Annotated in this window: 23 protein-coding genes; 12 read left to right on the top strand and 11 right to left on the bottom strand. The window is 73.5% G+C overall.

The genetic code is table 11. From position 1 onward, the window contains the following. Positions 1–20: 20 nt before the first annotated feature. Positions 21–389 carry a hypothetical protein gene (locus ABEA42_RS01990; protein WP_345500796.1) on the bottom strand — a complete coding sequence of 123 codons (369 nt, stop codon included), beginning with the start codon at positions 387–389 and terminating at the stop codon, positions 21–23. A 97-nt stretch (positions 390–486) separates the two neighbouring features. Continuing rightward, positions 487–2,487 carry an acetate--CoA ligase gene (gene acs, locus ABEA42_RS01985; RefSeq protein WP_425571967.1) on the bottom strand — a complete coding sequence of 667 codons (2,001 nt, stop codon included), beginning with the start codon at positions 2,485–2,487 and terminating at the stop codon, positions 487–489. A gap of 140 nt (positions 2,488–2,627) precedes the next feature. On the opposite strand from acs, the gene ABEA42_RS01980 reads away from it, so the two are divergent. Beyond that, positions 2,628–3,626 (top strand): hypothetical protein, encoded by a 999-nt coding sequence (locus ABEA42_RS01980; RefSeq protein ID WP_345500795.1) that lies wholly within the window; start codon positions 2,628–2,630, stop codon positions 3,624–3,626. Here the strand turns inward: ABEA42_RS01980 and ABEA42_RS01975 are convergent. From ABEA42_RS01975 to ABEA42_RS01945, 7 genes are all read right to left on the bottom strand, one after another. Further along, a complete protein-coding gene (locus ABEA42_RS01975) occupies positions 3,601–4,233 on the bottom strand; it encodes an AMIN-like domain-containing (lipo)protein (RefSeq protein WP_345500794.1) in 633 nt (210 codons plus the stop codon). The genes ABEA42_RS01980 and ABEA42_RS01975 overlap by 26 nt on opposite strands. Before the next feature lie 140 nt (positions 4,234–4,373). Next, on the bottom strand, positions 4,374–6,017 hold the full coding sequence (locus ABEA42_RS01970) for a solute symporter family protein (RefSeq protein ID WP_345500792.1): 1,644 nt from the start codon (positions 6,015–6,017) through the stop codon (positions 4,374–4,376). Beyond that, a complete protein-coding gene (locus ABEA42_RS01965) occupies positions 6,014–6,346 on the bottom strand; it encodes a DUF485 domain-containing protein (protein WP_345500790.1) in 333 nt (110 codons plus the stop codon). Before ABEA42_RS01965 ends, ABEA42_RS01970 begins: the two co-directional genes overlap by 4 nt. A gap of 204 nt (positions 6,347–6,550) precedes the next feature. Further along, positions 6,551–8,080, bottom strand: a complete 1,530-nt coding sequence (locus ABEA42_RS01960; RefSeq protein WP_345500788.1) for a sodium/solute symporter — start codon at positions 8,078–8,080, stop codon at positions 6,551–6,553. After that, positions 8,077–8,430: a hypothetical protein gene (locus ABEA42_RS01955; protein WP_345500787.1), complete on the bottom strand. Its 354-nt coding sequence runs from the start codon at positions 8,428–8,430 to the stop codon at positions 8,077–8,079. The genes ABEA42_RS01960 and ABEA42_RS01955 overlap by 4 nt, the downstream gene beginning before the upstream one ends. A gap of 79 nt (positions 8,431–8,509) precedes the next feature. Next, positions 8,510–9,331: a LytR/AlgR family response regulator transcription factor gene (locus ABEA42_RS01950; protein WP_345500786.1), complete on the bottom strand. Its 822-nt coding sequence runs from the start codon at positions 9,329–9,331 to the stop codon at positions 8,510–8,512. A 10-nt stretch (positions 9,332–9,341) separates the two neighbouring features. Then, entirely contained in the window at positions 9,342–10,544 is a 1,203-nt protein-coding gene (locus ABEA42_RS01945) for a sensor histidine kinase (RefSeq protein WP_345500785.1), read from the bottom strand. 35 nt (positions 10,545–10,579) lie between these two features. Between ABEA42_RS01945 and ABEA42_RS01940 the strand changes: the two genes are divergently transcribed. The 8 genes from ABEA42_RS01940 (at position 10,580) to ABEA42_RS01905 (ending at position 16,568) form a co-directional block, all read left to right on the top strand. Next, entirely contained in the window at positions 10,580–11,428 is an 849-nt protein-coding gene (locus ABEA42_RS01940; protein WP_345500784.1) for a Fic family protein, read from the top strand. A gap of 735 nt (positions 11,429–12,163) precedes the next feature. Further along, positions 12,164–12,949, top strand: a complete 786-nt coding sequence (locus ABEA42_RS01935; RefSeq protein ID WP_345500783.1) for a CpaE-like family protein — start codon at positions 12,164–12,166, stop codon at positions 12,947–12,949. After that, positions 12,946–14,133, top strand: a complete 1,188-nt coding sequence (locus ABEA42_RS01930) for a TadA family conjugal transfer-associated ATPase (protein WP_345500782.1) — start codon at positions 12,946–12,948, stop codon at positions 14,131–14,133. Before ABEA42_RS01935 ends, ABEA42_RS01930 begins: the two co-directional genes overlap by 4 nt. Further along, positions 14,130–14,831, top strand: coding sequence for a type II secretion system F family protein (locus ABEA42_RS01925; RefSeq protein ID WP_345500781.1), 702 nt, complete (start codon positions 14,130–14,132; stop codon positions 14,829–14,831). The genes ABEA42_RS01930 and ABEA42_RS01925 overlap by 4 nt, the downstream gene beginning before the upstream one ends. Further along, positions 14,828–15,424 (top strand): type II secretion system F family protein, encoded by a 597-nt coding sequence (locus ABEA42_RS01920; RefSeq protein WP_345500780.1) that lies wholly within the window; start codon positions 14,828–14,830, stop codon positions 15,422–15,424. The genes ABEA42_RS01925 and ABEA42_RS01920 overlap by 4 nt, the downstream gene beginning before the upstream one ends. A gap of 174 nt (positions 15,425–15,598) precedes the next feature. Then, on the top strand, positions 15,599–15,793 hold the full coding sequence (locus ABEA42_RS01915; RefSeq protein WP_345500778.1) for a DUF4244 domain-containing protein: 195 nt from the start codon (positions 15,599–15,601) through the stop codon (positions 15,791–15,793). A gap of 14 nt (positions 15,794–15,807) precedes the next feature. Continuing rightward, a complete protein-coding gene (locus tag ABEA42_RS01910; RefSeq protein ID WP_345500776.1) occupies positions 15,808–16,155 on the top strand; it encodes a TadE family type IV pilus minor pilin in 348 nt (115 codons plus the stop codon). Continuing rightward, a complete protein-coding gene (locus ABEA42_RS01905) occupies positions 16,152–16,568 on the top strand; it encodes an Rv3654c family TadE-like protein (protein WP_345500775.1) in 417 nt (138 codons plus the stop codon). Before ABEA42_RS01910 ends, ABEA42_RS01905 begins: the two co-directional genes overlap by 4 nt. Before the next feature lie 95 nt (positions 16,569–16,663). Here ABEA42_RS01905 and ABEA42_RS01900 read toward each other — a convergent pair whose 3' ends face one another. Both ABEA42_RS01900 and ABEA42_RS01895 read right to left on the bottom strand, forming a co-directional pair. Then, positions 16,664–17,434 (bottom strand): hypothetical protein, encoded by a 771-nt coding sequence (locus ABEA42_RS01900; protein ID WP_345500774.1) that lies wholly within the window; start codon positions 17,432–17,434, stop codon positions 16,664–16,666. Between the two features lie 144 nt (positions 17,435–17,578). Then, on the bottom strand, positions 17,579–19,993 hold the full coding sequence (locus tag ABEA42_RS01895) for a DEAD/DEAH box helicase (protein WP_345500772.1): 2,415 nt from the start codon (positions 19,991–19,993) through the stop codon (positions 17,579–17,581). Positions 19,994–20,067: 74 nt separating this feature from the next. Between ABEA42_RS01895 and ABEA42_RS01890 the strand changes: the two genes are divergently transcribed. The 3 genes from ABEA42_RS01890 (at position 20,068) to ABEA42_RS01880 (ending at position 23,673) form a co-directional block, all read left to right on the top strand. Continuing rightward, on the top strand, positions 20,068–20,412 hold the full coding sequence (locus tag ABEA42_RS01890) for an anti-sigma factor antagonist (protein ID WP_345500771.1): 345 nt from the start codon (positions 20,068–20,070) through the stop codon (positions 20,410–20,412). A 219-nt stretch (positions 20,413–20,631) separates the two neighbouring features. After that, complete coding sequence (locus tag ABEA42_RS01885; RefSeq protein ID WP_345500770.1) at positions 20,632–23,097, top strand: sodium-translocating pyrophosphatase; 2,466 nt, start codon at positions 20,632–20,634, stop codon at positions 23,095–23,097. Between the two features lie 102 nt (positions 23,098–23,199). Then, positions 23,200–23,673: a GNAT family N-acetyltransferase gene (locus ABEA42_RS01880; protein ID WP_345500769.1), complete on the top strand. Its 474-nt coding sequence runs from the start codon at positions 23,200–23,202 to the stop codon at positions 23,671–23,673. Positions 23,674–23,718 lie beyond the last annotated feature (45 nt).

Here is a 23,718-nt window from a genome sequence, read left to right as displayed (position 1 = left end):
CCTGCGGTGCCTCGTCGAGCTCAGGAGCCCTCGGGCACCCGGACGGGTGGCGCCGACCCGACCCGACGGCGCCGCGACGTCCGTACCGCGGCGAGCACCCCCTCCAGCGCCAGCACGACCACGCCTGCCGCGACGAGCTCGAGGACGACGACGAGCAGCCGGACGCGAAGGTCCCCGTGGTCGCCGCGCGGCAGGGCGTCGTACTGGCCCCGCTCCGGGTCGTGCGCCAGTGCAAAGGCGACGAACGCCACGAGGGTCGCCACCGGGAGCCCGGCGAGCAGCAGCACGCCGAACGGGTCGCGCCGGTGTGGGCGCGTCCACGACCACGCCGCGTGCCCGAGCCAGACCGCGAGCACCACGGCGGGGACGTAGAGGTAGAAGGCCGTCACTGCACCATCATGCGATGTAGGACTGGTGGACGACGTCCACCAGAGCTGGCATCGAGACGACGCCCGACCAGGCCAGGCGACGGCACCCCGGTGTCGGTCAGTCCTCTGAGGAGGACCCCGACATCCCCTGCTTGATCAGGTTCATCACCGAGGAGTCGGCCAGGGTCGTGACGTCGCCGACCTCGCGGTTCTCGGCCACGTCGCGCAGCAGGCGTCGCATGATCTTGCCCGAGCGCGTCTTGGGCAGCTCGGCGACCACCATGATCTGGCGGGGCTTGGCGATCGGGCCGATCTCCTTGGCCACGTGGTTGCGCAGCTCCTGCACGGTCTCGTCGCCGTGGTCGGCGAACCCGCCGCGCAGGATCACGAACGCGCACACCGCCTGGCCCGTGGTCTCGTCCGTCGCGCCGACGACCGCGGCCTCGGCGACCGACGGGTGCGACACCAGCGCCGACTCGATCTCCGCGGTGGACAGGCGGTGGCCCGACACGTTCATGACGTCGTCGACCCGGCCCAGCAGCCAGATGTTGCCCTTCTCGTCGTACTTCGCGCCGTCGCCCGCGAAGTAGTACTTCTCGCCGAACCGCGACCAGTACGTCTCGCGGTAACGCTCCGGGTCGCCCCAGATGCCCCGCAGCATCCCGGGCCACGGCTTGGTGAGGACGAGGTAGCCGACGGCCTCGGGGTCGTGCAGCGGCTGGCCCTCGTCGTCGAGGATCTCCGCGCTGATGCCGGGGATCGGGCGCTGGGCCGAACCCGGCTCGAGCGTGGTGACTCCGGGGAGCGGGCTGATCATGATGCCGCCGGTCTCGGTCTGCCACCACGTGTCGACGATGGGGGCCCTGTCGCCGCCGATGTGCTTGCGGTACCAGAGCCAGGCCTCGGGGTTGATCGGCTCGCCGACCGACCCCAGCACCCGCAGCGACGACAGGTCGAACTTCGCGGGGATGTCGTCACCCCACTTCATGAAGGTGCGGATCGCCGTGGGCGCGGTGTAGAGGATCGAGACCTTGTACTTCTCGACGATCTCCCACCAGCGGCCCTGGTGCGGGGTGTCCGGGGTGCCCTCGTAGATGACCTGCGTCGCCCCGTTGGCCAGGGGGCCGTAGACGATGTAGGAGTGGCCGGTGACCCAGCCGATGTCGGCCGTGCACCAGTACACGTCGCTCTCCGGGTGCACGTCGTGGACCACGGAGTTGGTGTATGCGGCCTGCGTGAGGTAGCCGCCGGTGGTGTGGAAGATGCCCTTCGGCTTCCCCGTGGTGCCCGACGTGTAGAGGATGAACAGCGGGTGCTCGCTGTCGTGGGGCACCGCCTCGTGCTGGTCGCTCGCGCTGTCGACGACGTCGTGCCACCAGACGTCACGGGCGTCGTCCCACTCGACCTCGCCCTCGGTGCGCTTGACCACCAGGACCTTGTGGACCGGGCTCTCGCCCGTCACGGCGGCGTCGACCGCGGGCTTCAGCGGGGCGGGCTTGCCGCGCCGGAACTGGCCGTCGGCGGTGATGACGACCTTGGCCTCGGCGTCCGCGATGCGCGTGCGCAGGGCGTCGGCGGAGAACCCCCCGAAGACCACCGAGTGGGGGGCGCCGATGCGGGCGCAGGCCAGCATCGAGACGACCGCCTCGGGGATCATCGGCAGGTAGATCGCCACGCGGTCGCCCTTGGCGACGCCGAGGGACTCCAGGGCGTTGGCGGCCTTCGCCACGTCCTTCTGGAGCTCGGCGTAGGTGATGGTGCGGGTGTCGCCGCCCTCGCCCTCGAAGTGGATGGCCACCCGGTCGCCGTTGCCGGCGTCGACGTGGCGGTCGACGCAGTTGTGGGCGACGTTGAGCTCGCCACCGACGAACCACTTGGCGAACGGTGCCTCGCTCCAGTCGAGCGTCCGGTCGAAGTCCTTGGCCCAGGTGAGGCGCTCGCGCGCCTGGGTGGCCCAGAAGCCCTCGTGGTCCGCCTCGGCCTGCTCGAACAGCTCCGCGGTGCCGTTGGCGCCGGCCGCGAACTCCGGCGAGGGGGACAGGTCCTGCTCCGGTGCCTGGCTCGCGGGCTGGCTGGCGGACGGGCTCGTGGTCCCGCTCTCGGACGCGGTCTCGGGCACGGTTCCTCCTGGGAAGGGGTGAAGACGTCGGTGGCTTGCGGCTCCCAGCCAACCCGCATACGGGCCCGGTCTGCAAGGGGAGCGGTCGGCGCGGTCGTCCGACGGCCACCGGGCCTCGCCGAGCGGCTAGCCTGCAGGCCGTGCCCACGACCACGACGACGACGTCGGACCAGTCCCGCCGCAGCTCGACGGGGTCGACCCGGCGAGCCTCCGTGCGCCGGGCGCTGCCGGTCCTGGGCTTCCTCGCGGGTGCGCTGCTGTGGTGGCCGGTGGGCTTCCTCGGCGTCCGCCCGTGGCCGCACCTCCCGCTGGACGTCTTCGCGGGGGACGCGCTGTTCCTCGGCGCCACCGCAGCCGCCGCCTCGGTCTCCCTGCTCGTGCGCTCACCGTGGCCGAGGCTGCTGGTGGTCGTCCTCGCGAGCGGCCTCGGCTGGCTGGTCGACACCCCGACGGGCCGCTACCCGCACGAGCAGGAGGTGCTCGCCGTGCTCCTCGGTGGGGCGGCCCTGGTCGGGATCCTCCTTGGGGCGCGAGGGGCCAAGGGTCCACTGGCGGCGGCCACCGTGCTGGCCGTCGTGGCGGGTCTATCGCCGGCGACCTGGCCCCGGGGGCTGGCGCTGGCTCTGGCCCTGGCGCTGCCGTTCGCGGTCGCGACCTGGCAGCGGGTCGCGCCGACGCTGCTCAGCCTCGTGCGCCTCGTGGTGACGTGGCTGGTGTTCGCGCTGCTGGCCAGGGCGCTGTCCTACGGCTGGGACCTGGTGCGCCCCGGCGCCGGCGGTGTCCCCGTGGGCCAGCAGGCGCGCACCGTGGCCGACGCCGCGTGGGACTTCGTGCGGACCCAGTGGTGGACGCACTCCCAGGCGCTGGCGTCGTCGTCGACCCGGTGGTTCGTCACCGCGGCGGTCCTGGCCGTGGTCATCGTGGTGCTGCGAGCCGGCCATGGCGCCCTGCGCCGCCGCTCCTCCCCCCTCCGCCGTCTGACGCCCGGCGGGCGCCGGGTTAAGCCCGGCGGGCGCCGGGTGACGGCCGGCGGACGACCACCTCGCTACCGGTCGGGGCGCGCCACCCACGGCAGGGCCCCATACGCGTCGAGCTGGTCGTCCGGCGGTCGCGTCACCAGTGGTGGGCGACGTCGATGACGAGGCGGCTCGTGGTCGCGTCGGTGAGCGTGAAGACCCGGAACGGCAGTCGTGCCCGCACCCCGAGCCCCATCGAGGTGTAGCCCTCGAAGGTGCCGGCCCACGCCACCTGGCGGAAGGTCGTGTAGCCGGTGACGTCGACGACCTCCCTGCGGTTCCTCGGGACGAAGGACGCGGTGCCGTCCGGCCGGTACGCCGGGGCGTTGGCGACCACGAGCAGCCTGGCGCCGCCGCGCAGCGGCACGAGCGCGCCCTGGCCCTGCGTGTAGACGTTGCTGACGTACTTCACGGTGTAGCCGGGCGCCCTGCCCCCGAGGTCGACGACCAGCCGGTCGTAGCAGGTGTGGCGGCCGGAACGGACCCCCGTGACGGGCCCCGGGACCATCCGGCTGGACGTCTTCGCGAGGGAGCCCCACGTGATGCCGCAGTACGGCGCGGCAGCGGTGGTGGCGGAGGTGGTGGCGGAGGTGGTCGATGCGGTCGCGGGCAGCGTGGTCGACGCGGCGACGGGTATGCCGCCCAGGGCGGCGGCCACCGCGAGTGACCGGATCGCCAGGCGGGTGGTTCGGGTCCTGCTGGTGCTGCCCACGGTGTTCGTGGTGTTCATGGCGTCCTCCCTTCGGACACCCCATGGACGTCCTGCGCCCCACCGCGGTTGACCGGGAGTGCACGGTGCCGTGTCCCCTCCTGCGGGGACACGGCACCGTGGTCCGGGGCCGGTCCGGCGAGGCGCCGGACCGGGTTCGCCTAGTGGGTGGTCGCCTTCTCGGCCCCGTGACCGGTGAGCGAGCGCACCTCCATCTCGGCGTACTTGGCGGCGTTGTACTCCTTGCTGGTCACCGTCCCGAGCCAGCCCAGGACGAAGGCCAGCGGGATGGAGACGATGCCGGGGTTGTCGAGCGGGAACCAGTGGAAGTCGGTGCCCTGCAACATCGACAGCGACTTGCCGGTCGCGGCGTCGACGGGCTTGCCCGACACCACGGGGCTGAAGACGATCAAGGTCAGCGCCGTGACGAGGCCGCCGTAGATCGACCACAGGGCCCCACGGGTGTTGAAGCGCCGCCAGAACAGCGAGTACAGGATCGTCGGCAGGTTGGCGGACGCCGCGATCGCGAACGCCAGCGCCACGAGGAACGCGATGTTCTGCCCGTTGGCGAGGATGCCGCCGAGGATGGCGAAGATGCCGATGACGACCGCGGTGATGCGCGCGACCCGGACCTCCTCCTCCGCCGACGCGGTGCCCTCCTTGATGACCGAGTTGTAGATGTCGTGCGACAGGCTCGCGCTCGCCGTGATGGTCAGGCCTGCGACGACCGCGAGGATCGTCGCGAAGGCGACCGCCGAGATGATGCCGAGCAGCAGCTCGCCGCCGAGCTCGTAGGCGAGCAGTGGCGCGGCCGAGTTGGCCTTGCCCGGTGCGGCCGCGATGGCCTTGGGGCCCACGAGTGCGGCGGCGCCGTACCCGAGCACGAGGGTGAACAGGTAGAAGATGCCGATGAGCCAGATCGCCCACTCGACCGACTTCCTGGCCTCCCTCGAGGACGGGACCGTGTAGAACCGCATGAGCACGTGCGGCAGGCCGGCGGTCCCGAGGACCAGCGCCAGCGACAGGGAGATGAAGTCGATCTTGGTCAGGCCGCTCTTGCCGTACTGCAGGCCGGGGTCGAGCACCTTCTTCCCGCCGGAGGCCTGGACGGCGTCACCGAGCAGCGTGCTGAGGTTGAGCCCGAACTTGCCGAGCACCCACAGGAACATGACGCCCGCCCCGATGATGAGCAGGACCGCCTTGATGATCTGCACCCAGGTGGTGCCCTTCATGCCGCCGATGAGGACGTACGCGATCATCAGGACGCCGACCACCGCGATGACCAGCGACTGTCCCGCCTTGTCGTCGATGCCCAGCAGGAGGGCGACGAGGCCGCCGGCGCCGGCCATCTGCGCCAGCAGGTAGAAGAAGCAGACCGCGAGGGTGGAGATCGCCGCGGCCATGCGGACCGGCCGCTGCCTCAGCCGGAACGACAGGACGTCGGCCATCGTGTACTTGCCCGCGTTGCGCAGCAGCTCGGCGACGAGCAGCAGCGCCACCAGCCACGCGACGAGGAACCCGATCGAGTAGAGGAAGCCGTCGTAGCCGTTGAGGGCGATGGCTCCCGCGATGCCGAGGAACGACGCCGCGGACAGGTAGTCACCGGCGATGGCGATGCCGTTCTGCCGTCCGGTGAACGCGCGCCCACCGGCGTAGAAGTCGGCTGCGCTGCGGTTGTTCTTCGACGCCCGGATGACGATGCCGAGCGTGATGAGGACGAAGACGCCGAAGATCGTGATGTTGAGGGTGGGGCTGCCGACGTTGGTGGCCGTGGGCAGCAGCGAGGGTGCGACAGCAGCGCTCATCGGTGGTCCTCCCCGATGGTCCTGGCCAGCTCGGCGGCGCGCGGGTCGAACTCACGGTCGGCCCAGCGCACGTAGATGATCGTGATCGCGAAGGTCGACACGAACTGGCCGAGGCCGAGGATGAGCCCGATGTTGACGTTGCCGAACACCTTGGTGCCCATGAACCCCGGCGCGTAGGTCGAGAGCAGGACGTAGAGGAAGTACCACGCCAGGAACAGCGCGGTCAGCGGGAAGACGAACTTGCGGAACCGGGACCTCAGCTCCGCGAACTCCTGCGACCCTTGCAGGTCGACAAAGGGGTCGTGATCCGTGCGAGCGTCGTTGCTCACGGGACACCTCCAGGTGGGTGACGTGGCGTGGCCGCCGTGCGAGACGACCACAGGGGCCGCGGTGGGCGGCCTGCGCGCCACTGTGGCGGCGACGGCGCCGGCGCGGGAGGTACGCCGCGGGGTCCCGCGCCGTACGGGGGGTGCGGTCGGCGGGTGGACGGCTCCCCTGCGCCGAACGGTCGGCTGGCGACGCCGAGCGGCAGGTCAGTCGCGGTCGAGCACCAGGTCCTCCGGCGTGTGCAGGCGGACCATGGTGCGCGCGGTGTGCCGCGGCACCCGCCCCGGGGTGGCGAGGGAGACGACCACCGCGGTGGCGAAGGCGATGGGGATGCACCAGGCCGCAGGCTGGCCCAGCAATGCCCCGGGCCACCCCGGGATCGGGCCGGCCAGCACGGTCGCGGCGACTGCCGTCGCCGCGCAGGCGCCGCCCACCACGAGGCCCGCGGCGGCACCCACGGTGCTCAGTCCGCGCCACCAGGAGCCGAGCACCAGCAGCGGGCAGAAGGTCGAGGCCGCCACCGCGAAGGCCAGGCTGACCATGGTGGCCAGCCCCACGGGCTCGACCAGCCGGGACGCCACGAACGGCACCAGGACCGCCAGGCCCGTGGCGAGGCGGAACCCCTGCACCACGGTGAAGTCGTCACCCGTGACCCGGCCGAGCCTGCGTCGCAGGAGGTCCTGGTCGAGCACCCCCGCCACCGACATCGTCAGCCCCGACGCGGTGGACAGGAACGCAGCGAAGGCCCCGCCCGCCAGTACCGCCGAGAGGAGCTGGCCCCCGGTGCCGGGCGTCATGACCCCGGGCAGCCGCAGCACCAGCGTGTCGGGAGCCACGCCGTGGGGCAGCAGCGGGAGGTACACCCGGCCGAGCACGCCGTACAGCGGGGGGAAGAGGTAGAACGCGCCGAGGAGGGCCACCACGGTCAGCGTCGTGCGGCGGGCGGCCCGGCCGTCGGGGTTGGTGTAGAAGCGCACCAGCACGTGTGGCAGGCCCATCGTGCCGAGGGCGAGCGCCAGCAGCAGGCTGTAGGTCGAGTAGACCGGATGTCCTTGCCCGGCAAGGCCGCCCAGCGGTTCGGCCCACCCGGTGCCCTGCGCGGCGACCGCGGGAGCGGGCGACCCGTCGCGGAGCCAGACGGCCAGCAGCACGAACGCGGGCACGGCGATGGCGGTGAGCTTCACCCAGTACTGCACGGCCTGCACGAGGGTGATCGACCGCATGCCCCCGGCCGCGACGTTGGCGACCACCACGACGGCCACCACGAGGCCGCCGACCCAGCTCGGCGCCCCGGTCACGGCGCCCAGGGCGAGGCCGGCGCCCTGGAGCTGGGGCAGGAGGTAGAGCCACCCGATGGCGACGACGAGCACCGAGCACAGACGCCGGACCACGGTGCTCTCGAGGCGCGCCTCGGCGAAGTCCGGCAGCGTGTAGGCGCCCGACCGGCGCAGCGGCGCGGCCACGAGGACGAGCAGCACGACGTAGCCGACCGTGTAGCCGACCGGGAACCAGAGCATGTCGAGCCCGTTGGTGTAGACCAGCCCGGCGATGCCGAGAAAGCTTGCGGCAGAAAGGTACTCACCGCCGATGGCGCTCGCGTTGCGGTATGGCGTGACGGTGCGCCCGGCGACGTAGAAGTCGCTCGTCGTGCGGGACAGCCTGAGCCCGAACGCGCCGATGGCCAGCGTCACCGTGCAGACGAGGGCGATGGCGACGAGGCCGTACGCCGTGTTCACCGACGTCCCACCGCGGCCGAGAACTCGGCCTCGATGCGCTCGCTCTGGCGCACGTAGTAGCGGGCGACGACGAGCGCGACGGGGTAGACGACGACGCCGAGCACGAGCCACGGCAACGGGATCCGGCCGATCTCGAGGGTGCGCGTCGCGGGGACCAGCAGGAAGAGCAGCGGCAGTCCGCCGAGACCCACGGCCCCGAAGGCCAGGACCATCCCGGCCAGCCGGAGCTGGGCCGACATCAGGCCCGACATGTAGACCTCGCCGAGGTTGCTCTGCTCGTCGATCTCGCGGGTCAGGGGCCGTACGTCACCTCGCAGCGGGGCGTCCCGGCGGCTGCTGGTGACCCGCACGCGGGGCGGTGGAGTGGCGGGGGTGGCGGCAGGGTCGGCGTCCACGGTCGGGTCGCCGGGACCTCGGGGCGCCACCGGCTCAGGACTCGCGGGCTGCCGGGCGCAGCAGCCGGTCGCGCAGCTCGCGGGTGTGGCGGCGGCTCACCTGCAGCTCGACGTCGTCCAAGACGACGCTGCACCGGCCGTGCTCCATCCGCACCTCGCGGACGTGGGCCAGCGAGACCAGCGTGCTCCGGTGGATGCGGACGAAGCCGGCAGGGCCCCACCGCTCCTCCAGCGTGCTGAGCGGGATCCGGACCAGGTGCGAACCCGCCGGCGTGTGGAGCCGGGCGTAGTCGCCCTGGGCCTGCGCGTAGCGCACCTGGCTGCGGGTGATGAACCGCGTGACCCCGCCCAGCTCCACGGGGATGGTCTCGTCCGCGTCGGCCTGCGCCCCCGACCCCCGTCCTGCCGCGGCGGTGGCCGGCTCCACGGAGGCGACCACGCGGCGTACGGCCTCGGAGAGCCGGTCCGCGCGCACGGGTTTCATCACGTAGTCCACCGCGTCGACGGCGAAGGCGTCGACCGCGTGCTGGTCGTGCGCGGTGACGAAGACGACCTGGGGGCGCTCGGTGAAGCGCGCGATGACGCGGGCGAGGTCCATGCCGTCGAGGCCGGGCATCGAGATGTCGGAGAACACCACGTCGATGTCGCCGGCCTCCAGGGCCCGCAGCGCCTCCGCGCCGCTGCCGGCCGTGCGCACCAGTCCGATGCGCTCGTCCTGGCCCAGCAGCCAGCTCAGCTCCTCGAGGGCGGGCTGCTCGTCGTCGACCACCAGGGCGCGCAGCGCCGTGCCCGCGGGGCCGACGGTGGCGTCACGCGGGCGGCGGGGCTCCGGCTCGCCGGAGGGGGCGCCAGCCATGGGCCCGAGCCTACGTCGTGGCGTGCACACCCGGGGCGTACTTGGGCACCCGGAAGCTCACCTTGGTGCCCGCACCGGGAGCCGTCTCGACGACGAGCCCGAAGTCGTCGCCGTACACCTGGCGCAGCCGCGCGTCGACGTTGCCGAGTCCCACGTGGTCGGAGTCGGAACGCCCGTCGAGCACCGTCCGGATGGCCTGCGGGTCGGAGCCGACGCCGTCGTCCTCGATGCTGATCCCCGCCTCGGCCCCCTCGTCGGTGGCGACGATGCTGATGTGGCCGCCGCCCTCCTTGCCGGCCAGGCCGTGGCGCACGGCGTTCTCCACGAGGGGCTGGATCGCGAGGTAGGGCACCGTCACCGGCAGCACCTCGGGAGCCACCAGCAGGGAGATGCGCAGCCGGTCACCGAACCGCGCCTGCTCCAGCACCAGGTAGCGCTCCACGTTGCGCAGCTCCTCGGCGAGCGTCGTGAAGGCGCCGCCGCGACGCAGGGCGTACCGGGTGAAGTCGGCGAACTCCAGCAGCAGGTCGCGCGCGCGGTCGGGGTCGGTGCGCACGAACGAGGCGATCGCGGCGAGGGAGTTGTAGATGAAGTGGGGGCTGATCTGCGCGCGCAGGGCCCGCAGCTCGGCCTCCATCGTGCGCGTGCGCTGGTGCCCGAGGTCGGCGAGCTCGGCCTGAGTGGCCATCCAGCCGGCCACCTCCTCGGTGGCGCGGGCGAGGCCCGCAGAAGCATGGGGCCCGTATGCCGCGATGGCCGCCACGACGCGGTCGCCCGCCACGACCGGCGCCACCACCGCACCGCGGACCGGGCAGTCGGGGTCGGAGCAGGTGACCTCACCCGGTCCGAGGACGATCGTGTGCCCGGTGCGCAGCACCTCCTCGGCGTCCTGCCGCGCGTGGGCCGCGTGGTGGTCGGCCGCACCGTCCCAGGCCAGCAGCGACGTCGCGTCGGTCACCGCGACCGCCGGCGACCCCAGGAGCTGCCGGAGGTGGCGGGCGGCCTTCGCCGTGCCGTCCGGCGTCAGGCCGTCCTGCAGGTGGCGCGCGGCCAGGGACGCCGTGTGGAGGGTGGCGTGCGTGGCCTGGTCGATGTCGGAGACGAACCCGCGTGAGGCGCCCCGGCCGTGGCGCAGCAGCCGCACGAGGGCGTAGGTGAGCAGCATCCCGCCGGCGACCACGATGGCGGTGGGGAGGTGGAAGCTGCCCGACACATGCGCAGCCTAGGGCGGTCCCTAGGCTGCTGGTCGTGCCTGACGCCGCAGATGCCCTCCGCGCCCTCGCTGACCTGCCGGGGGTGGGCGACCGGATCGCCGCCGCCCGCACCGCCTGCGAGCAGCTGCGCTGGCACGAGGCGCTGCGCCGCCGGATCCCGGAGGCCGCGGCCGAGTCCCGCGTGCGGGGAGCCCAGGCCAGCGCCGCCCTCGAGGGGGCGACCGTGCCCCTCGACCTGGTGCGCGACGTCATGCGGGGTGCCGCCCGTTGGCCGCTCGACCCCGACCCGGTCGAGCAGGTGGCCCGCGGGGCCGTCCAGGCCACGGCCGAGAGCGAGCACGTCCGGCCGCTGGTGGCGACCGCACCGTTGCAGGCGCTGGCCCGCCTGCACGTCGCCGCCGCCGCGGGTCTGGTCGACGACGCGCAGCTGGGTCGCCCGCGCACGGCGGGGGAGACGAGCTCCGAGCTCGCAGACCTCGGGCCAGCCCCCGAGCCCGAGCAGCTGCGGGCCCGGCTGGACGGGCTGGTGCAGGTGCTGACCGTCGCGGCCGCCGACGGCGTGCCCGCCCTCGTGGTCGCCGCGGTCGCCCACGCCGAGGTGGCCGTGCTGCGGCCGTTCGTGCGTGGCAACGGCGTCGTCGCCCGTGCGCTGGAGCGGTCCATCGTGCAGGCCCGAGGCCTGGACCCGACCGGCGTCGCGGTCACCGAGGCGGGCCACGCCGCCCAGGGCGGACCCGCCTACCTCGGTGCGCTCGCGGCATACGGCACCGGCTCCCGCGAAGGCGTGACGCTCTGGCTGGAGCACTGCGCGGCCGCGCTCGTCGCCGCCGCCGGGCAGGGTGTGGAGGTCTGTGACGCGGTCCGCGCAGGCCGGCTGGGCTGACGCCGACGCGTACCGGCGGGTAGTCCGGGCCTGCTTCCCTGAGCCGCCGTGAACGCCCGAAGCGGCGGGAAAGTCAAGGGTTCACTTTGGCCGGGAGCCGCGGTAAACCTGAGGTGACGTCGACGCACGAGAGTCCGACGACCACCGTGATCCGACTCGGGTACCCACGCGCGGGCAGTCCACTGGTGGACCGATCGTGACGGGCTCGTCCCGGTGCGACAACTACAGGAAGCACGCCTGGTCACCCGAGGAGGGTCACGGTTGATGGCACCCCGCACCGCGGGGTGCCATCGTCGTGTCGGTAGGGCTTGTTTGGTGGCGTTCGACGGAGTTGGCACGAGCCACCTGAGGAACGCCTGAGAGCCGACCCGCCGAAGTTGCCGGGACGAGTTGCGGTTGAAGGCTTGATGGTCCACGATGATCGTGTTCGTTCCCCGCAAGGGTAGAGCGGACCGGCGCACCTGCTCCTCCCCCCCGGAGCACGGCGCGTCGACGGCCCCGGTTGTCCCCCCGACCGGGGCCGTCCCCTTTTCTCGGGCGGTTCGGCCGCTGCTGGCGCATGGTCCCGGTGCCGTCCTCCTGGTGCCGCAGGGTCCCGGCGCCGTCCTCCTGGTGCCGCCCCTCGATTGTGAGCTGGTGTCCGGCTGTCCACAGCCGTCGCCCTGGGCAGAGGGCGTCCACAGGGCCTCGGGCGGGCGCTGACGCCGGGGCGGGGCGCGGGCGACGGTGGGTGCCATGAGCCACCGGGTCGTCGGAGTGATCGGAGCATCAGGGGGAGTCGGCACCTCGACCCTCGCCGTCGCGCTCGCTCTGCGCGCCACGCCGGCGGTGGGGGCGGTGACGTGTGTCGACCTGGTCCTGCAGGGGGGCGGCCTCGACGTGACCGCCTGCGTCGAGCACCTTCCCGGGCTGCGCTGGCCCGACCTGGCCGGCGCCCGGGGTCGGCTCGACGGGGCGGACCTGCTCGCGGCCCTGCCTGCCGAGGGTCCGGTCCGGGTCCTTGCCGCCGGCAGCCGGGGCGACTGGCAGGCGGAGGGCGACGGGCGGGTGCAGGGCGACGGGTGGGTGCAGGGCGACCGGGGGTTGCCTGGGACTGGAGCCGGGGTGCCGCCAGACGCCGTCGTCGTCGACTGCGTCGCCGCCCTGTCGACGGTGTGCTCGCTGACGGTGCTCGACCTCGGCACCTCCTCCCGGTGGGCCTCGCTGTGCACGGACGTGGTGCTGGTCTCCGGCTCGTCCGCCCGGCAGCTCGCCGACGCGGGCGCCTGCGCCTCCGCCCTCAGGCGGGCGGGCGGGCCTGCGGTGAGCCTCGTGCTGCGCTCGGCACGCCGTGAGGTGGTGGCTCCGGAGGAGGTCGCCGCCCACCTCGACCTGCCGTTGGCCGCGGTGCTCCGGGACGACGCCAGGGCGGTGGCGGACGCCGACCGCGGCCTGGCTCCCGGCGTCCGGTCCGGTGGCGCCGCCAGCTCCACGGCCGACCGGGTGCTGCGCGACTGCGGTCTCCTCGGGGTGCCGGCATGACGTCCTACGGAGACGTGATCGGCGGGCCGGGCGGGCCGGGTGGTGGCGTCGGCGTCGCACAGCAGGACCGGATCGCCGCAAGGATCCGACGCGGTGAGGCTCCTGACGAGGGGCGCGTCGAAGCGGTCGCCACGACCGGCGCCGTCCACCTCGGCTCCGAAGGAGCGCGCGCGGCACACGACGCGCTTGCCGCCGAGGTGCTCGGCCTCGGCCCGCTCGAGGAGCTCGTCCGCGACGAGGCGGTGACCGATGTGCTCGTCAACGGCGACGGCTCGGTGTGGGCCGACCGCGGAGCCGGTCTCGAGCGCTCGGGGCTCGACCTCCCGGACCAGGCAGCCGCTCGACGCCTGGCCGTCAGGCTGGCGGGTCTGGCCGGCCGCCGTCTCGACGAGAGCCAGCCCTGGGTGGACGGGCTGCTGCCGGGCGGCCTGCGGCTCCACGCCATCCTGCCGCCGCTGGTCGACGGGGGCGCCCACGTCAGCCTCCGCGCGGCTCGCGCCCGGGCCGACGGCCTGGCCTCCCTCGCGCTCACCGGGATGTTCACGCCCGAGGTGGAGGGAGTGCTGCGGGCGGTGGTCGGCCGGCGTCTGTCCTACGTCGTCACCGGCGGCACCGGCTGCGGCAAGACGACGCTGCTGGCCGCCATGCTGGCGGAGGTGCCGCCGGGGGAGAGGCTCGTGGTCGTCGAGGACGTCCGCGAGCTGTGCATCGCCCACCCGCACGTCGTCAGGCTCCAGGGCCGGGGCGCCAACGTCGAGGGCCACGGTGCGGTGGGCCTGGTCGACCTGGTCCGGCAGGCGCTGCGGATGAGGCCCGACCGCCTGGTCGTGGGCGAGGTCCGTGGGCCGGAGGTCCGCGAGATGCTGGCTGCGCTCAACACCGGCCACGAGGGTGGCTGCGGCACCCTGCACGCCAACTCACCGGCAGACGTCCCTTCCCGGTTCGACGCCCTCGGCGCCTTGGCCGGGCTGCCGAGGGAGGCCGTGCAACGCCAGCTCGCGAGCGCCCTGCAGGTCGGGGTCCATGTCGAACGCGGCCCGACCGGCAGACGGGTGTCGTCGGTCTCGGTGCTGCGGTGGACCGGAAGTGAGGTCGTCAGCGAGCAGGCCCTCGACGCCGTCACCGGCGCCCGGGGCCCGGGGTGGCCGCTCCTCGAGCGCCTCACCGAAGGGTCTGGACGGTGACCGTGCCGACCGTGCTCGTCACCGCCCTGGCAGTGGTGGTGGCGGTCCTCTGGCCCGGTGCCTCGAACGTCCGGCTCCCAGCCCAGGGCTCGACGGCGACGCCCGACGACGCCTCGAGACCGGTACGGCGCCGCCGCCGTGCGTCGGGTCCGTCGCCCGAGGAGGTGGAGGCAGGGCTCGCCGAGCTCCTGGCCCTCGTGGCTGCGCCGCTCCGAGCGGGGGTCTCGCCGTCGTCAAGCGTCGCCGCGGCAGCCAGCGCCGTCGCAGGTGACCGGGTGGTGGGTGACCTCACCCGCAGGCTCGCCGCCGCCGGCCGAGCCGGCGACGACGTGGCCGAGGTGTGGCGCGGCTACGGCCCCGGTGGTGACGCGGCGGCGTTCGTGGCGCGGGCCTGGGCCCTCAGCGAGCGCACCGGGGCACCGCTGGCCGATGCGCTGGGTGCCGCCGAGCAGGTGCTGCGCGCGCGGCGCCGAACCCGGCAGCGGCTGGACAGCGCCGCTGCCGGTCCGCGCGCCTCGATGGTGGTCCTGGCGCTCCTGCCGCTCAGCGGACCGGTCGTCGGGCTGGCCTGTGGGATCTCCCTGCGAGAGCTCTACCTCCAGTCGCCCCTGGCCCTGGCCAGCCTGGGGCTCGGCCTGCTGCTCGCTGGCGTCGCCTGGACCTGGAGCCGGGCAATCCTCGCCAGGGCGGCCGCGTGACCCTCGGCGTCGCCGTGGCCGCCCTCGCCGTCCTGGCGGTGGTCGTGTGGCCGGGGCGCCCGCCTGCGCGCACCCCGCACCGGGCACGGGAAGTCGCGAGCCGGGCACGGATCGGCGAGCGGCTCCGCCCGCGCAGCCGCGCCCGAGGGCAGGCACCGGCCGACCAGGTCGCCGACACCCTGGTCCTGCTCGCCCTCGCGATGCGGGCGGGGCTCGGCCTGACCGAGGCTCTCGACGAGGTGCGCCCCGGAGCCGGCGAGGAGGTGGCGCGCGACCTCGCCGCGGTCGTGGCCGCCCTGCGGTGGGGGCGGCCGGCTCGTGAGGCCTGGTCCTACGCGGGCGACGTGTGGCGGCCGGCCGAGCTGGCCTGGGTGGTGGCCGAGGAGACGGGGGCCGCGCCGGCCGCCCTCGTCGAGCAGGCCGCAGTCCGCCTGCGGGAGGAGCTGGAGCGGCGCCGGGAGCAGCGTGCCGCGCGGGCCGGGGTCCTGCTGGTGCTGCCCCTGGGGCTGGGATTCCTCCCGGCCTTCGCGTGCACGGCCGTCGTCCCCGTGGTGCTGGCCCTCGCCCGGACGGTCGTCGAGGGGGCACGGTGACCGGCGCGGTGACCGGCGCGGACCCGGCACCACGCGGCGTCCACACCCGGCGCGTTCCGTCCACCCCGTCCACAGCCCCGGCGCCTGATCTGGCCCGGCCACTCCTCCCCGGCTGGACTGGGACCAGTGGGGGCGCACCTGTCCCCGAACAGTCACCAACTGGAGGAGTGCAACGTGAAATGCAACCTGGCACGACGGTTCACCCGGGTCCGGCAGGGCGCCGAGGCAGGCATGACCACGGCGGAGTACGCGGTCGGCACCCTGGCGGCCTGCGCCTTCGCTGCGGTGCTGCTGGCGGTTGTGCGTTCCGGCGGCGTGAAGTCGGCGCTCGCCGTGGTCATCACGGCGGCCCTGGGCGCGGCTGGTTGAGGGGAGAGCGCGGGATGGCGACGGCCGAGTTTGCCGTCGCCATCCCGGTCCTCGTCCTCGTGCTCGTGCTGGCGCTGTCCGCCGTGAGGGCTGCCATGGACCAGGTGCGCTGCGTCGACGCCGCCCGGGCGACCGCCCGGTCGCTGGCCCGGGGGGACTCCGACGCGGCAGCCCTCGACCTGGGTCGACCGCTGGCACCGCCTGGGGCCGAGTTCGACCTGGGCGGGACGGCGGACGTCGTGCAGGTGTCCGTGCGTGGCGCGGCGCCCGCGGCTCTGGGTTGGTTGGGGCCCGCGGCGACACCGAGGTCCTCGGCGGTGGCCGCCCGTGAGGACGCCGACGACCAAGCGGTGGCCCGGTGAGACCCAGCACGCCTCGATGGTCGGCCGGCTCAGGGCGCCGGCTCCACCGGCCGCGGGCCCGGGAAGCCGGCAGCGCGACGGTCGCGACCCTCGGTGGCGTCGGGGTGCTCGTGATGCTGCTCGGTGCGGCCCTGGCGCTCGCCTCGGCTTCAGGGGCGGCTCATCGTGCGCGCGCGGCGGCCGACCTCGGCGCCTTGGCTGCTGCGTCCTCCGTGCAGGCGACGGGTGATGCGGGACTGGCCTGTGCCCGCGGTGCGGACGTCGTCGCCCGGAACTCCGCCCGACAGGTCTCCTGCGCGGTGGCTGCCGACGGCTCGGTGACCGTGGTCGCGCAGAGCCGGGTGGGGCTGACGCTGTCGGGTGTCACGCCGGCCACGGCACAGATCACGGCGCGGGCAGGGCCCGCGCCGTGATCCATCTCGTGCTCTGTGTGGCCTGCTACCCGGTGCACGGGGCCAAGTGCCGGTGGCGTCGAGGCGACGCGGCCGGGCGGCGTGGGCCGACTGCGTCAGTCGCGGCGCTCGGGGTCCCGTCCCATGAGCCTGTCGGCCATGGTGCGGTGGGCCGGGCGGTCCTCCTCGGCAACGGCGCCGTTCTCTGCGAGCCGGTCGCCCTCGGCGGTGCGGTCGGTGCCGTCCTGGCGCAGGTCGCCCGCGGTCGCGTCGTCACCGGTGTACCTGCGCTCGTCCGCCGAACCGTCGTCGACGCGAGTGGAGTGCTCGTGCGCGGCATATCCGGCTCCGGCGCCGACACCGGCCCCGGCTGCTGCGCCGGCGACGGGTGCACCCGCACCGGTGGCCTGTCGCCCGGCGAACTCACGCTCGAGCTTCGTGCGCTCCTCGGCCCGGACACGGTCCTCGATCTCGCGCTCCCGGGTGCGGAACTCGTCCTCACGCTGGCGGTCGCGCTCCGCGAGCCTGGTCTCCAGCTCCTCACCGTGGAGGCGGTCACGCTCGGCCAGGGCTCCCTGGTGGGTCTCCTCGGCCCGGGCCCGCTCGTCGGCGCGGATGCTCTCCTCGAGCTCCGCGCGGCGCTGCGCCTCCTTGGCCTCACGGGCAGGACGACGACGGCGCTTCACGCTGCCGCGGATCATCCCCAGGCCGAGCCAGAGCAGCAGCATGACGGCCGCGCCGGCGATGAGCAGGGCGAGCGGGGTCAGCTCGAACTTGAAGATGCCGGGCTCGAGGCTGGAAGTGGTGTCGATGGGCAGGGCGCCCATGACGAGCAGGACCGCGGCGGCGATGGCCACCAACACGAACAGCAGTCCGATGAGAACCACGTGAATACCTCCAGATCCGGGCGCACTGTTGCGCCGTCGCGTTTCGACACTAGCCCTCAACCTGCGGGTATGCCCGTTTCGCGACGTCGCTGCGACGGTGGTAGGAGACGTCGTCGGAAGCCTCGAGACGGGGCCTCGCAGTGCTCAGCCCGAGGCGGGCGTGGGGGAGGGCGCGTGCTGCAGCAAGGCCGTCAGCAGGCGCATCGCGGCAGCCTTGTCGAGCGGCTCGTTGCCGTTGCCGCACTTGGGTGACTGGACGCATGCCGGGCAGCCGGTCTCGCATCGGCAGGCCTGCACGGTGTCACGGGTGGCGGTGAGCCAGGTCCCGAAGGCCTCGTAGGCCCGCTCGGCGAAGCCCGCACCGCCCGGGTGGCCGTCGTAGACCATGATCGTCGGCAGCCCGGTGTCGGGGTGCAGCGCCGTCGAGACCCCGCCGATGTCCCAGCGGTCGGAGGTCGCCACGAGCGGCATCATGCCGATGCCCGCGTGCTCGGCGGCGTGGGCGGCCCCCGGGATGTCGACCTCGGCCACCCCGGCCGCGGCCAGCCAGTCCACCGGCATGGTCCACCAGACCGCCTTGGTGGCGAGGGTGCGCTGCGGCAGGTCGAGGGGGTGGGTGCCGAGGACCTCCCCGCCGGGCAGCCGCCGCAGGAAGCTGGTGACCTGGGTGTGCACCCGCACCGTCCCGAAGGACACCTCGACCGGACCCCACTGCACCGACCTCTGGGCGCCCACGATGTCGAACGCGCTCACGGACTGGGCGAACGTGCTCCACCCCGGGTCGCCGCGGACCGCGGTCGCGGTGCCGGTGGTGAGGTCGAGTTCGGTGACGACGTAGGTGTCGCCCTGGTGGACGTGGACCGCGCCGGTGTGGACCTGGGAGTGCGCGGACGCCTCGTCCACCGTCCCGAGCACGCGGCCCGTCCGCTTCTCGACGATCCCCACGACCTCGCCCGCGCCCCGCAGGGAGACGTGGTCGCTCGCGCGGTCGCTGCGGGCCCAGAACCACCCGTGCGGCCTCCGGCGCAGGATGCCCCGGGCCACGAGGGCATCGAGCAGCCCGCGGGCACCGGGCCCGAACATGGGCAGGTCCTCCTCACGCAGGGGCAGCTCGGCTGCTGCCGCGGCGAGGTGCGGGGCCAGGACGTGCGGGTTGCCGGGGTCGAGGACGGTGCTCTCCACGGGCTGGCCGAAGACCACCTCGGGGTGGTTGACGACGTAGGTGTCCAGCGGGTCGTCGGCGGCCACGAACACGGCCAGCGACCGGGTGCCGGCCCGCCCCGCCCGGCCTGCCTGCTGCCACAGGCTCGCCCGCGTGCCCGGCCAGCCGGCCAGGAGCACCGCGTCCAGGCCGCTGATGTCGATGCCCAGCTCGAGGGCGTTGGTGGCGGCGAGACCGATGATGCGGCCGGAGCGCAGCGCGCGTTCGAGCTCGCGGCGCTCCTCGGGGAGGTAGCCGCCCCGGTAGGCGGCGACGGCGCCGGCGAGGTGTGGCTGCACCTCCTCGAGGGTGCGGCGGGCGCTCGACGCGAGCGCCTCCACCCCCGCGCGCGACCGGGCGAACGCCACCGACTGCACGCCTGCCTCCACCAGCTCGGCCAGCAGGTCGGCAGCCTCGGAGGTGGCCGAGCGCCGCGCGGGGGTCTCCCCGGACATGTCGACCTCGCCGACGACGCTGGAACGGGCAGGAACGGGGCCATCGGTCGGAATCCGGGGCTCGAGCGTGCCGGGCTCCCACAGGGCGAACGTCATCGCCTCCCGTGGGGAGCCGTCGCCGGTCACCGGGGTCACCGGGAGGCCGACGAGGCGCGTGGCGTGCTCGCCCGGGTCGCGGACGGTGGCCGAGGCGAGGACGAACGTCGGGGAGGCGCCGTACCGCGCGCACACGCGGCGCAGCCGCCGCAGCAACGCCGCGAGGTGGGAGCCGAAGACCCCGCGGTACACGTGGCACTCGTCGATGACGACGTAGCGAAGCCGTCGTAGGAACGGTGCCCAGCGCTCGTGCAGGGGCAGGAGGGAGTGGTGCACGAGGTCGGGGTTGGTGAGCACGAGCTGGGCGTGGTCGCGTATCCAGCGACGCTCCTCCGTGGGGGTGTCGCCGTCGTACGTCGCGGCCCGCACCCCGGGCACGGCCAGCGCCTGCACGCGCGCGAGCTGGTCGGCGGCGAGCGCCTTGGTGGGGGACAGGTAGAGGGCGGTGGCTCCGCGCCCGGTGGGAGCCGTCGAGCCCTCGACCAGCGCGGTGAGGACCGGCAGGAGGTAGCCGAGGCTCTTGCCGGACGCGGTGCCGGTGGCCATGACCACGTGCGCACCGGCGTGGGCGAGGTCGGCGGCCGCACGCTGGTGGGACCACAGCGAGGTGACGCCGGACCCGGCGCACGCGGCGTACACGGAGGGGTCCACCCACTCGGGCCAGTCGGCGAGCTGCGCCGCGCGGGCCGGCACCTCGTGGACGTGGCGCAGCCGTGGGGCACGGTCACCGGCCGCGAGGCGCGCCAGGGCCGCGTCCGGGTCGAAGCCCGGGCGGGTGGCGGACGCGGTGCGGGCGGGGATGGACATTGCCGCTACGGTAATCCCGAGGGCAGACGGCGTCGGCGGTCGCCCGCGAGATGACGTCGAGGGAAAGGGTGACCGTGGACCTGTCGGTCTCCAGCAGCGAGCAGGGCGCCGTGACGATCGTCCACGTGGCGGGCGAGATCGACGTCTACACCGCACCCCTCCTGCGCGAGGTGCTCGACAAGCAGGTCGCCGCCGGTCGCACCAACCTGGTCGTCGACCTCGAGAACGTCACCTTCATGGACTCGACCGGGCTCGGCGTCCTCGTCGGCCGGCTCAAGCTCGTCCGCGGCCAGAACGGCTCCCTGCGGATCGTCAGCGCGCAGGACCGCATCCTCAAGGTCTTCAAGATCACCGGCCTGGACAAGGTGTTCCACATCTACCCCAGCGTCGACGAGGCCACGGCGGCCTCCCACGCCTGACCGGCGGTCTGACCTGCGGCGACTCGCCGCACACCCGTGCCCGGGGTGATCTGCAGTCGACTTGTCGCGCTTCGACGACGAATTCACTGTGACCCTGCTCACCGGCCATCACAAATGATGTGACGTGCATTACCCTCGCGAACATCGTCCCCTCGGGAGGCTCGTCGTCCTGACGTGCCCGTGGGCGATCCAGCAGGTTTCCCCATCGAGGAGGATGGAATGACGCGCCTAGCGCCCGCCGCAGCTGCAGACCTGCAGCTCGACGGCACCAATCTCACCCTGGTGATCGGCGTGGCCGTGATCGCGGCCATCGCACTGGTCATGGGTGTCTTCTTCCGCCAGCAGGTCCTGGCGGCCGACCCCGGCACCGAGAAGATGCAGGACATCGGCGCGGCCGTGGAGGAAGGTGCCCAGGCGTTCCTCGCCCGCCAGTTCAAGACCCTGTCCGTCTTCGTGGTCCTCGTCTTCGGCCTGCTGCTCCTGCTGCCTGCCGACACCGCCGGCGTCAGGTGGGGACGGTCGGGCTTCTTCGTGCTCGGCGCCCTGTTCTCCGCGGCCATCGGCTACTTCGGCATGAGCCTGGCGGTGAAGGCCAACGTCCGCGTGGCCTCGGCCGCCCGTGACGGCGACCGGGACTCCGGCATGCGCATCGCGTTCCGCACCGGCGGCACCGTCGGTATGGCGACGGTCGGCCTCGGCCTGCTCGGCGCCTCCGTCGTGGTGCTCCTCTACAAGGGCGACGCCCCGAAGGTGCTCGAGGGCTTCGGCTTCGGCGCGGCCCTGCTCGCCATGTTCATGCGTGTCGGCGGCGGCATCTTCACCAAGGCCGCCGACGTGGGCGCCGACCTCGTCGGCAAGGTCGAGGCCGGGATCCCCGAGGACGACCCGCGCAACGCCGCGACCATCGCCGACAACGTCGGTGACAACGTGGGTGACTGTGCGGGCATGGCCGCCGACCTGTTCGAGTCCTACGCCGTCATGCTCGTCGCCGCCCTGATCCTCGGGTCCGCGGCCTTCGGCGCCTACGGCCTGGTCTTCCCGCTCATCGTCCCGGCCATCGGTGCGGTGACCGCCCTCATCGGCGTCTTCATCACCCGTGTCCGGCCCGGCGAGAACGCCCTGTCCGCCATCAACCGCGGCTTCTACATCTCTGCCGTCATCGCGGCCGTCCTGTCCGCGGTCGCCGCCTACCTCTACCTGCCCGACACCTTCGCCGGGCTCGGCTCGAGCGACCAGTCGGTGACCCAGCTGGCCGGTGACCCGCGCCGTACGGCGGTCATGGCGGTCGTCATCGGCATCGTCCTCGCGGCGATCATCCTCTGGCTCACGGGCTACTTCACCGGCACCGACAAGCGTCCGACCAAGGACGTCGCCCGCACCTCGCTGACGGGCGCGGCCACCGTGGTGCTGTCCGGTATCGGTGTCGGCCTCGAGTCCGCGGTCTACACCGCCGTCATCATCGCCGGCGCCGTCTACCTCGCGTTCCTGCTCGGTGGCGGCTCGGTCGTCCTGTCGCTGTTCCTCATCGCGCTGGCCGGCTGCGGCCTGCTCACCACGGTCGGCGTCATCGTGGCCATGGACACCTTCGGCCCGGTCTCCGACAACGCCCAGGGCATCGCGGAGATGTCCGGTGACGTCGACGGCGAGGGCGCGCAGATCCTCACCGACCTCGACGCGGTGGGCAACACGACCAAGGCCATCACCAAGGGCATCGCCATCGCCACGGCGGTGCTCGCGGCGACCGCGCTGTTCGGCTCCTACAGCGACGCGTGGCGGTCGGTCTACGAGCCGATCATCCAGGGCCTGCAGCAGCAGGCGCAGTCGGGGGCACTGAGCCGCGACCAGATCACCGAGATCCAGTCGCAGCTCACGGCGTTCGACCTGTCGATCGTCACGCCCAGCGTCCTCGTCGGCCTGCTCATCGGTGCGGCCACGGTGTTCTTGTTCTCCGGCCTGGCCATCAACGCCGTCACCCGGGCCGCTGGCGCCATCGTGTTCGAGGTGCGTCGCCAGTTCCGCGAGATCCCCGGGATCATGGAGGGCACGTCCAAGCCGGAGTACGGCAAGGTCGTCGACATCTGCACGAAGGACTCGCTGCGCGAGCTCGCCACGCCCGGCCTCCTCGCGGCGCTCATGCCCGTCGCGGTCGGCTTCGGCCTCGGTATCGGGCCGCTCGCCGGCTTCCTCGCCGGCGCGATCGGCACCGGCTGCCTCATGGCCGTGTTCCTCGCCAACTCCGGTGGCTCGTGGGACAACGCGAAGAAGATCGTCGAGGACGGCCACCACGGCGGCAAGGGCAGCGACGCCCACGCGGCCACGGTCATCGGCGACACGGTCGGCGACCCGTTCAAGGACACCGCCGGCCCGTCGATCAACCCACTGATCAAGGTGATGAACCTCGTCTCGGTGCTGGTCGCCCCGGCGATCGTCACGCTCTCGATCGGTGACGGCAAGAACTCCGCCGTCCGCTACGGCATCGCCGGTGCGGCGCTGGTCATCGTCATCGCGGCCGTCGCCGTGTCCAAGTCGCGTGACCTGGCCATCGGTGGCGAGACCCCCGAGGAGCTCGGCCAGGAGGAGGCGGCCCGTGTGCACGCGCACACCGGCGCCCCCACCGACACCGATGTCGAGCCCGGCGACGAGGCTCGCGGCAGCGAGCTGGAGCAGGACCACCTGCGCCACTAGCTCCACGCGCACCACGAACGGCCGGTCCCTGCGAAGGGGCCGGCCGTTCGTCGTTCCGCACGAGCCCTGGGAGGTGAGGGGCGCGACCCGTACGCTCCGGGGATGGACACCGCACCCGGGCCGACCGTCACCGAGGTCGGCGAGGCGGACATCCTCGACCTCGCCCCGTCGCTGCTCGCGTACGCGAGGTTCTACGGCGAGGACCCGGACCCCGACGACCTGGTGGCGATGGCCTCGGCGTTCGTCGCCACCGGTGCCGGCACCCAGCTCCTCGCCCGTGACGGGGCCGGCGAGGTGGTCGGGCACGCGACGGTGCTGTGGAGCTGGGACACCACCCTCGGCCTGCCGCTGGCGGTGATGGAGGACCTGTTCGTGCGTCCGGACGCCCGCAGCCTCGGCGTCGGGCGCGCACTGCTGGTGGCGTGCCGGGCGCTCGCCGCCGACCGCGGCTGTCGCTGGCTGCAGTGGCAGACGGCGCCGGACAACACCGTCGCGCAGCGGCTCTACGACAGCATGGGCGGTGACCGCTCGCCGTGGTTGACCTACCGCATCCCCACCGGGCCGTCCTCGTCCTAGGCCGCCCTGGTCCTAGGCCGCCCTCGTCCTAGGCCGCGCGCGGGA

Origin of the sequence: Pedococcus ginsenosidimutans (assembly GCF_039544395.1) — a bacterium.
Classification (GTDB): domain Bacteria; phylum Actinomycetota; class Actinomycetes; order Actinomycetales; family Dermatophilaceae; genus Pedococcus; species Pedococcus ginsenosidimutans.
Note: the sequence above shows the minus strand (reverse complement) of the source record. Positions and strands in the feature narration are given on the sequence as shown.

Bases quoted from the DNA above. Each gene is read 5' to 3' on its own strand.
- ABEA42_RS01885 (WP_345500770.1), top strand. From the start codon at position 20,632: ATGACGCGCCTAGCGCCCGCCGCAGCTGCAGACCTGCAGCTCGACGGC.
- ABEA42_RS01950 (WP_345500786.1), bottom strand. From the start codon at position 9,331: ATGGCTGGCGCCCCCTCCGGCGAGCCGGAGCCCCGCCGCCCGCGTGAC.
- ABEA42_RS01910 (WP_345500776.1), top strand. From the start codon at position 15,808: ATGGCGACGGCCGAGTTTGCCGTCGCCATCCCGGTCCTCGTCCTCGTG.
- ABEA42_RS01930 (WP_345500782.1), top strand. From the start codon at position 12,946: ATGACGTCCTACGGAGACGTGATCGGCGGGCCGGGCGGGCCGGGTGGT.
- ABEA42_RS01975 (WP_345500794.1), bottom strand. From the start codon at position 4,233: ATGAACACCACGAACACCGTGGGCAGCACCAGCAGGACCCGAACCACC.
- ABEA42_RS01895 (WP_345500772.1), bottom strand. From the start codon at position 19,993: ATGTCCATCCCCGCCCGCACCGCGTCCGCCACCCGCCCGGGCTTCGAC.
- ABEA42_RS01935 (WP_345500783.1), top strand. From the start codon at position 12,164: ATGAGCCACCGGGTCGTCGGAGTGATCGGAGCATCAGGGGGAGTCGGC.
- ABEA42_RS01970 (WP_345500792.1), bottom strand. From the start codon at position 6,017: ATGAGCGCTGCTGTCGCACCCTCGCTGCTGCCCACGGCCACCAACGTC.
- ABEA42_RS01880 (WP_345500769.1), top strand. From the start codon at position 23,200: ATGGACACCGCACCCGGGCCGACCGTCACCGAGGTCGGCGAGGCGGAC.